General features: G+C 39.1%; 9 protein-coding genes and 1 pseudogene. 4 read left to right on the top strand and 6 right to left on the bottom strand.

All coding sequences use genetic code 11. The annotated features are described in order from the left end of the window. Positions 1–355 (bottom strand): hypothetical protein (locus VB714_RS13810; protein WP_323225093.1); only part of this gene is annotated, 355 nt, incomplete at its 3' end. 244 nt (positions 356–599) lie between these two features. Between VB714_RS13810 and VB714_RS13805 the strand changes: the two genes are divergently transcribed. Beyond that, the gene (locus tag VB714_RS13805) at positions 600–1,325 is read left to right on the top strand and encodes an SH3 domain-containing protein (RefSeq protein ID WP_323225092.1); all 726 of its coding nucleotides are present in this window, start codon (positions 600–602) and stop codon (positions 1,323–1,325) included. A 125-nt stretch (positions 1,326–1,450) separates the two neighbouring features. After that, complete coding sequence (locus VB714_RS13800) at positions 1,451–2,176, top strand: hypothetical protein (RefSeq protein WP_323225091.1); 726 nt, start codon at positions 1,451–1,453, stop codon at positions 2,174–2,176. Between the two features lie 53 nt (positions 2,177–2,229). Here VB714_RS13800 and VB714_RS13795 read toward each other — a convergent pair whose 3' ends face one another. The 5 genes and pseudogenes from VB714_RS13795 to VB714_RS27450 all read right to left on the bottom strand — a co-directional run. Continuing rightward, positions 2,230–3,927: an ATP-binding protein gene (locus tag VB714_RS13795; RefSeq protein WP_323225090.1), complete on the bottom strand. Its 1,698-nt coding sequence runs from the start codon at positions 3,925–3,927 to the stop codon at positions 2,230–2,232. A gap of 148 nt (positions 3,928–4,075) precedes the next feature. Then, positions 4,076–5,242, bottom strand: coding sequence for a glycosyltransferase family 1 protein (locus VB714_RS13790; RefSeq protein WP_323225089.1), 1,167 nt, complete (start codon positions 5,240–5,242; stop codon positions 4,076–4,078). 377 nt (positions 5,243–5,619) lie between these two features. Further along, positions 5,620–6,507, bottom strand: coding sequence for a glycosyltransferase family 2 protein (locus VB714_RS13785; protein ID WP_323225088.1), 888 nt, complete (start codon positions 6,505–6,507; stop codon positions 5,620–5,622). Continuing rightward, a complete protein-coding gene (locus tag VB714_RS13780) occupies positions 6,498–6,689 on the bottom strand; it encodes a hypothetical protein (protein ID WP_323225087.1) in 192 nt (63 codons plus the stop codon). Before VB714_RS13780 ends, VB714_RS13785 begins: the two co-directional genes overlap by 10 nt. A 66-nt stretch (positions 6,690–6,755) precedes the next feature. Beyond that, positions 6,756–6,845 (bottom strand): annotated as a pseudogene (locus VB714_RS27450) (Uma2 family endonuclease); the annotation flags it as partial. A 78-nt stretch (positions 6,846–6,923) separates the two neighbouring features. Here VB714_RS27450 and VB714_RS13770 point away from each other — a divergent pair. Together VB714_RS13770 and VB714_RS13765 are read left to right on the top strand one after the other, a co-directional pair. Further along, positions 6,924–7,340, top strand: coding sequence for a XisH family protein (locus tag VB714_RS13770; protein ID WP_204103815.1), 417 nt, complete (start codon positions 6,924–6,926; stop codon positions 7,338–7,340). Beyond that, positions 7,328–7,663, top strand: a complete 336-nt coding sequence (locus VB714_RS13765; RefSeq protein WP_323225084.1) for a XisI protein — start codon at positions 7,328–7,330, stop codon at positions 7,661–7,663. Before VB714_RS13770 ends, VB714_RS13765 begins: the two co-directional genes overlap by 13 nt. Positions 7,664–7,750: the final 87 nt, after the last annotated feature.

The raw sequence follows: 7,750 nt of genomic DNA, 5'->3' as shown, positions 1-7,750 counted from the left end.
CTTTTTGTAGTTCGCTGACGGCTTCACCGCGATCGCCTGGCCGTAAAATATCGGTTTGGGCGTACAAATATTCTAGGCGATCGCTTTGGGTTGTAAGGGCGATCGCGCCATCGCTTACACCGATAATACTGATAGTAATGCTAGTAATGCCCAAAATGAACAAGCTACTCTGCTTTATCATGGCTATTGTCTCCTGCTTTTTGGCGATCGCGACTTTTCCCATTTTTACACTCGCGGCTGGCGATCGGACAATTTTATTTAGGAGGTGCGATCGCTTTGCAATTTGGTTAATTTTTCTTTTCTGAGGGGTATTTTGGGAACAGTGCGATCGGGCAAAACGTCTAAACCCAAACATTTGTGCATAAAAACTCCTTCTGTAGAGAAATTTCTTGGGGAAAATATGTTTATGCAACTGGAATTTGTAACGAAATATTACAGAGAGCCGAAATTTTGCATAAAAATGGCGATTTTTCCCAGAACACACTATAGATAATTAATATCGCAGGGTTTTTCAGGGTCTATCTTGCAGATACGAATTAAATCAAAGCAGGAGGTTTATCCGCGCAAGGTTTTTGTATAGTTGTAGTGTAAGGAAACTAATGAGACACATGAAACACTGGAGTAGATCGTTTGCACTTTTAACAGTGCTGTTGGGGATTGTTGGACAAGGTGCCGCGATCGCCAGAACTTTAACAAATACCATAATCCCAACTTCAACACAGTTGCCGATATCTATATCTACGCAAAGAAATATTCAATTAGCACAGTTCAATAATACTCGTGAGGACTTTGGAAGACAAGGAGAGTGTCGTATAACCAACAGAACAACAGCGCTTTTTGTTAGTAGAGGTCCAAGCGAGGTTAAGACAAGTCTGGGTAGACAAACAGAAGTGAGGCTTCTGGAAGATAATAATAATGGTAGACGAGAATATATTGAGGTTGAAGTGGTAAGCACAAGAAGAAGGGGCTATGTTAACACCGCTAACCTTTCCGAGATTCCTTTTTGTAGTTCACCAGTCAGCACTGGTTTTGGGTCGGTAAATCGAAAATTTCCCCCTTCACAAGATGCCCAGTTTAATACACTTCCTGGCTGTCTCCAAATCGAAAATCCCAACTTAGCACTTCGCGAAGGAGCAATGATTAATTCTCGTCCTATTGAAGCCTTATCCACAGGGGATATAGTAAGTGTTATTGGTGCGATGACTCTGCCAGATAGGGATGGAAGAATTTGGGTTCCTGTTCGTACTCGATTTGGATATGATGGTTGGATTGATATTGGGATTCCTAGTGTTAACCTCTACAATGTTAGTAGTTGTGTCCCATAGAAATTTGCAATCTTGCTTAGTAAAATTTGCTGGTGCGAAAAAACATAAATTTACTGTACCCAAATATTCAGTTTCCTCTGTTCACCTTTTTATATCCATAGGGCATGAAAAAATCACTTAAAGCTATGAAATCTTGGTATGGACATTTTGTTTTTTTCGGTTTAATACTAGGAATTCTTGGAGAAGCAAGTGCAATTGCTTTAACTCCAAATAGCATTCAATCTCAATTGATTACACAAACATCTCAAGTAAATGTTCAACGTACCGGTAGTGCTTTTAACTTAGCCCAAATTGATCGATTTGCAGAAAAAGGAGATTGTTATTTTGCTGAAGACTTGATTCGTGTATATAACGAAAGAGGAGGATACTGGTTTGATTTAAGTGAAAATCAAAGAATTTATCTTCACGGCGATAATAACATTTTCGAGAACACTATTCTGGTAGAAGTAGACATGAGAACTGGATATGAATATGGTTATATATATAAAGATGAACCTTTGAGACCGTGTGACCAGCAAAGACAGAATAGTACTAGAGATAGAATAAGAAGTGGTGGTTTAAATACACCTCGTCCTAGTTCCAGTTTTGGTTCTTCTGGATGTCGTTTGGGTTTGTGGGGCGATCGCAATAGTAATTTTCTTGAAGTTTATGACGACCCTTCGGATAATTCTCCCACTAATGGAAGTGTGGAAATTAACGACCCTGTTACCATCGACGAGGATTTCGTAGCGTACAGAGCAGGAAACCAAGAATGGGTGAAAATCAGACGACCTATAGAAGGGTGGCTAATTAACCGATTTCCTCGGAGTCGTGTCGATAATCTCGAGGGATGCAACATTCTTCGTCGTTGATCGCTTTCGATTTATGTATTCTGTAGGGACGTTGCGTGCAACGTCCCTTTGTATTAAAAACCCAAATCTGCCTTGGCGATTTCTGCTGCAACTAATACTTCCTCATTTGTTTTTTCACTCCAATCCGTATCGCCAATTTCCCGATAAAAATCGCTATCATAGGGACGAGTTCTCACGACAACAGGCATGGGTACTGCATGACCTAAAATTAAAGCCTGTTGTTTAGAATCCAATTTAGCTAAAACCGATCGCAGTCCTTGACCTCCAGAAACCCCTGTAAAAATAGCGTTAATATCTTTCTCATCGTTTAATAAACAAGTGACGCGAGTTCCTACTTGAGACATGACTTCAGGATCGATTCCCGAAGGACGCTGATCGACGACTAATAAGGTGACAAAATATTTCCGCATTTCCCTGGCGATCGTACCAAAAATAGTTTGATGAACGATCGCCGAATCAAGAAAACGGTGTGCTTCTTCAATGGTAATAACTAAAGGTTGAGGACGATCTTGTGGGTTTCGCGTTCGCAAAAAGTTGTCGGCTTTTTTAACATAACTGCTATGAATGCGACGAGTGATCATATTCGTCACCAACATATAAGAAAGCATATTAGAATGAGAGCCAAATTCAATAATAACGTGCTTACCTGCGTCGAGGGATTCTAGAAGGCGATCGATATAATTATGGGTGCAAACGGGACGCATATATTTTAAATTATCAAACCGCATTAATTTCCGTTGCAGTGCCATAATTGAACCCATGTGGCCTTGTTTAGTTTCACAAAATTCTTTGATCTCTTCATTAGTCATATTTAATAACTGCACAATCCAAGATTTGCCAAATTCAGAAGCCAGAATATTAGCATTATCAATACTGGCATCAGAGAGTCCTAATTCATATCCCACCAAGCGCAAATCTTCCATTTCAATTTGCTCATAACTGAGGAAGAGATCCTGTGCGCTAGAAACACCTCGACGTTTAGTGCCTTGACTATCTAGAGTATATATTTCAACCTGTCCTGGAAAGAGTTGTGCTAACCCTTTAACCGTACTAACATTTTTGCCTTCTTTCATCGCATACCAGCCATATTCTGAGTGCATATCAAACATCAAATTAACTGCGGCTTGCTTGCGAATTATCCCTGAAAGTAACAAGCGCGTTAAAAAAGATTTCCCCGTTCCAGATTTACCAAAAATGCCGTTACTGCGTTCTACAAAACGGTCTAAATTAATACAAACTGGGACATCCATATCGAGAGGTTGACCGACGGAAAAATTCTTGCGTTGCGGGTCATCTTCCCAGCCAAAAACAATGCGAAAATCTCGTTCGCTGGCATCAAAAACTTGGCTAAAATGGTTAGGAATTGTTTTAACAGGAAGCAGTACTGCATCGCTGTTACTATTGGTTTGAAAAGAGGAAAGAGAAGTATTTTCTACATCAACAATTCCTTGACTTTCTGGGGTAAACATGAGCATGGGAGATAATGTCACCATGCCATAAGTGCCACTTCCCGCTAAAACTTCTCGTAAAAAGCTATCTTGAGGGGAAGGAGGATTGCTAAAAATTCTCGGGGTAGAGGTTCCCAGTGTGACATCCGTTAGCAAACAGAAAAAGCGCGATCGCGTCCCTTCTACAACTAAGAATTTCCCAACGCGCATATCCTCCACGGAAATATCGGGATGCAAACGCACTTCTAAACCTTGACTCAAGGAACCTTGAATCACCGATCCGAGAGCAATATCTGAATTCATACGCTGAACGGGAAATTGTACTATTTCTACAGTACATCTTTTTTGCCAGAACGCGTTTGGTTTTCTGTCGGGACAAGACGATCCACCGTGGAACCGTGCGATCGGGAAACAAAACCTTTAATCCTCGTTCTCTCAGCATAGCAAAGGTTTAGTGATTTTGATTGGTAAGAAATTGATAAACCTGTAAAGTTTGTTGAGCAGTTTTTTGCCAAGAAAATTGTTGACTTCTCGTTCTTCCTTTTTGACTGAGACTTTCTCGTAATTGAGAATCGTTCAGTATTTTTAAAATTGCTTCAGCTAGGGCGATCGCATCTTCTGGATCGACTAAAAGTGCTGCATCTCCGGCAACTTCTGGCAGGGAGGAAAGATTAGATGTTACTACTGGCACACCAAAGGTCATAGCTTCTAATACAGGCAGTCCAAAGCCTTCATAATGAGATGGATAAACAAATAAATCGGCTTGTTTATAGAGGAGTGCTAATTGTTCATTATTTACATAGTCGAGATGGTGAATTTGCTGTTGCCAAGGAGAACAATGAATTGCTGTAAAAATTGCTTGATAATCCCAGCCTTTACGACCAACTAAAAGAAGATGATGCGGAATTTTATGTTTCTCTTTGAGGTAATTAAATGCTTTGATAATATTAACAATATTTTTGCGAGGTTCAAGGGTACTGACAAACAAAAGATAGGGCTGTTCAAAATTGTAATTGATGCTTTTTTCTAAGTATTCGAGATCCTTGGAAAACTGAAAGTTGCTAAAACGACTGGCTAAAGAGGTCACAAAAATCTTGTCGGGATTAATATCGAGAAAGTTAACAATATCCTGTTTGGTACTTTCGGAAATCGTAATAATAATATCCGTCCATTGCAAGCATTTTTTGATTCTCTGAGGATATTTCTTGACAGTGTGATTAACAAATTGAGGGTGGCGAATACAGGTTAAATCGTAGATTGTTATGATTTTATCACAATTTGGATAGGGAAAAACCGTGTAGTTTGTACCGTGAATGATTCCCTGTATATGTGATTGTTTTTCTAAATATTGCGAGAAGCCTTGAGGATAAGTTTCGAGATAAAGATTGGAGAGACGAACGGGAAGAGGAAGAAGAGATAAGGAAGAATAAGAGTGAAGAAGTTCAGGAAATTGCCAATTTCTTTTAATCCAGTTTTTCATACCGGGTTGGTAAATGAGATGCAATTGTAGATCGGAAATTGTTTGCAATTGATACAATTCTGCCAGTAGGTTTTTGATATAGAAGCCAACGCCAGTATTATGAGAACTAATTGGTGTAACATCAATAAAAACTTTCATTATTAGTGTATTTTCTGATTCATTCTTGGAAAATGGCGCAAGTCAATCAATATAATAAATGACAACAAGAATAAATACTAGAGGGTTTTTACTATTTCTGCAATTCTTGGGAATAGTTGGCAAATTAAGCGATCTGATGTCTATACAGCTTTGGCATATTATCGCGATTATATGCGAGAAATCAGACAGCAGATGGATGAAAAATTGGTTAGTTCAGCAAAAGTTAAGAAACTAAAGACAGTAATAAAATGTCAAAAACGATATGTCAAGAACGATTCGATTTTACTTGAATGAGAATACTGGAATTACATAGCGGATGACTTACGACGATGAAAATACACGATCGCATAGAATTCATCTGAGGAGTACGATCGTTTTTATATCGGGTTAATCAAAGCCTGAATCCACCAATAGAATAGACGCAAACAAGAATAAAGACTCGGTACTTTTTGCCACTTTGTAAATTCTCGGTAACAGTTGACAATAACGGTATTGATATAGTCGCGATCGCCTTGAGAAGTGTGTGATAAGTTATGCCAATTTTCATCAGTTAAAATACGAGCATATCCCAAGATCCAGCGATCGGGAACATAACCCAATCTATTATCAAGCATTTTATTGATTTCAGCATGAACGGCAACTTTACAGCGATTGGTTTTATTGGCTGAATAAGAACGAGATGCAGCCAGTTTTTGCGGGAGATAATAAAAAGGTGTTTTGGCTCCATAACGCAACCAAAGTTCATAATCCATACAGTATTCTAAACAGGAGTCAAGTGTGCCATATTTATCGACCAGTTGACGACGAAAAAAGACCGCAGGTTGACAGAGATAACAAATTTGTTTGAGGTAATGGTAATTCCAAGAATGGGTGGGATAAGAGGCGATCGCGTTATCGTCTGCGTCAATAATATCAGCATCTCCGTAGACAACTTGTACTTGGGGATAAGTGGTAAAAATTTCCCGCACGGTTTGCAAGGTTTGGGGGTAGTAAATATCATCGGAGTTGAGCCAAGCGATAATCTCTCCTGTAGTGCGAGAAATGCCTTTATTGACTGCATCCGCTTGTCCGCGATCGCACTCGGATAGCCAAGTTAATTGCCCCTCATATTGCTGTATAATCCCTAAAGTTTCATCGGTACTGCCTCCATCGCAAATCAAATAGTCAAAATGGCGATCGCTTTGTTTGATGACGCTTTGAATCGTGCGATCGATGAAGCGTCCTTGATTGTAAGAAGGAGTAATAACACTAAATTTTAAAACCATTTTAATTTTCTGTTATTGCTGCCTCGACCTCTTCTAAAGATAAATTTAACGCGATCGCAATTTGTTCTGTATTTAACCCCAAACTCAATACGATCGCTTTGCTTGAGGACGCTTTGAATCGTGCGATCGATGAAACGTCCCTGATTGTAAGAAGGAGTAATAACACTAAACTTTAAAACCATTTTAATTTTCTGTTATTAATGTCCCCGTTTGTTAGCAGCTAATTGTTCATAACGGCTATTATTCCGATGTTCTTGAAAATTCTTCACAAAACTACCATCTTCATCGGGTAATTGAGTATGGTCTGGTAAAGGTGTTAGAGTAATTGCTCGAGTCATTGTTTTCTTAATTAGACCTGAACTATTATAGTATAATCAAATATAATATCCACAGAAAAGGAAATTTAAGAATGCAACATGGCTGCTAAAGACATCTATCACGATACTGTAATAACTGCTCTCGAAAAAGATGGCTGGACAATTACAGACGATCCGCTTACTCTAAAAATTGGTCGTCGAACAGCGATGATCGATCTAGGAGCAGAAAAACTTATTGCGGCACAACGAGAGCAACAAAAAATTGCGGTTGAGATTAAAAGTTTTCTTAGTCCTTCTCCTCTCAAAGACCTTGAAAATGCACTGGGACAATTTATTGTATATGCTAGAGTTCTCGATCGCCAAGATCCAGATCGTCTCTTATACTTAGCCATTAAAAACTCGGTGTTTAAAAATATTTTTTCTGAAGAAATTGGGCAGCTTCTTTTAGAAACAACCGAGCTTCGTTTGATTATCTTTGACGCTAAAATGGAGGAAATCATTCAATGGATACCCTAGATCGATACCGTAATATTCTTGAAGATATTCTACAAAAATACGCCAATCTTCCCTATCGTTATGGCGATGTAACAACAACTCTTATCATCAATAGAAATCGCGATCAATTTGTCTTAATGGATGAAGGTTGGCAAGAGGATCTTCGGGTTCATGGTGTTCTCGTTCACGCTGAAATTCGCAACGAGAAAATCTGGATTCATCGTGATGGTATTGAAGAGGGAATTACTCCGGAACTTCTAGAAGCAGGAATTCCTAAAGAAGATATTGTTCTTGCTTTTCATGCTCCAGATGTTCGTCAATACACTGAATTTGCGATTAACTAATATTGCGATCGCTTTGCTTGAGGACACTTTGAATCGTGCGATCGCCGGGAATTGGGTTTAGCCATCCAAGAAATTCATTTTCAGCCA

It is taken from the genome of Spirulina sp. 06S082, from assembly GCF_034932145.1.
Taxonomy (GTDB): domain Bacteria; phylum Cyanobacteriota; class Cyanobacteriia; order Cyanobacteriales; family Spirulinaceae; genus CCY15215.
This window is presented reverse-complemented; position numbering and strand designations above follow the sequence as displayed.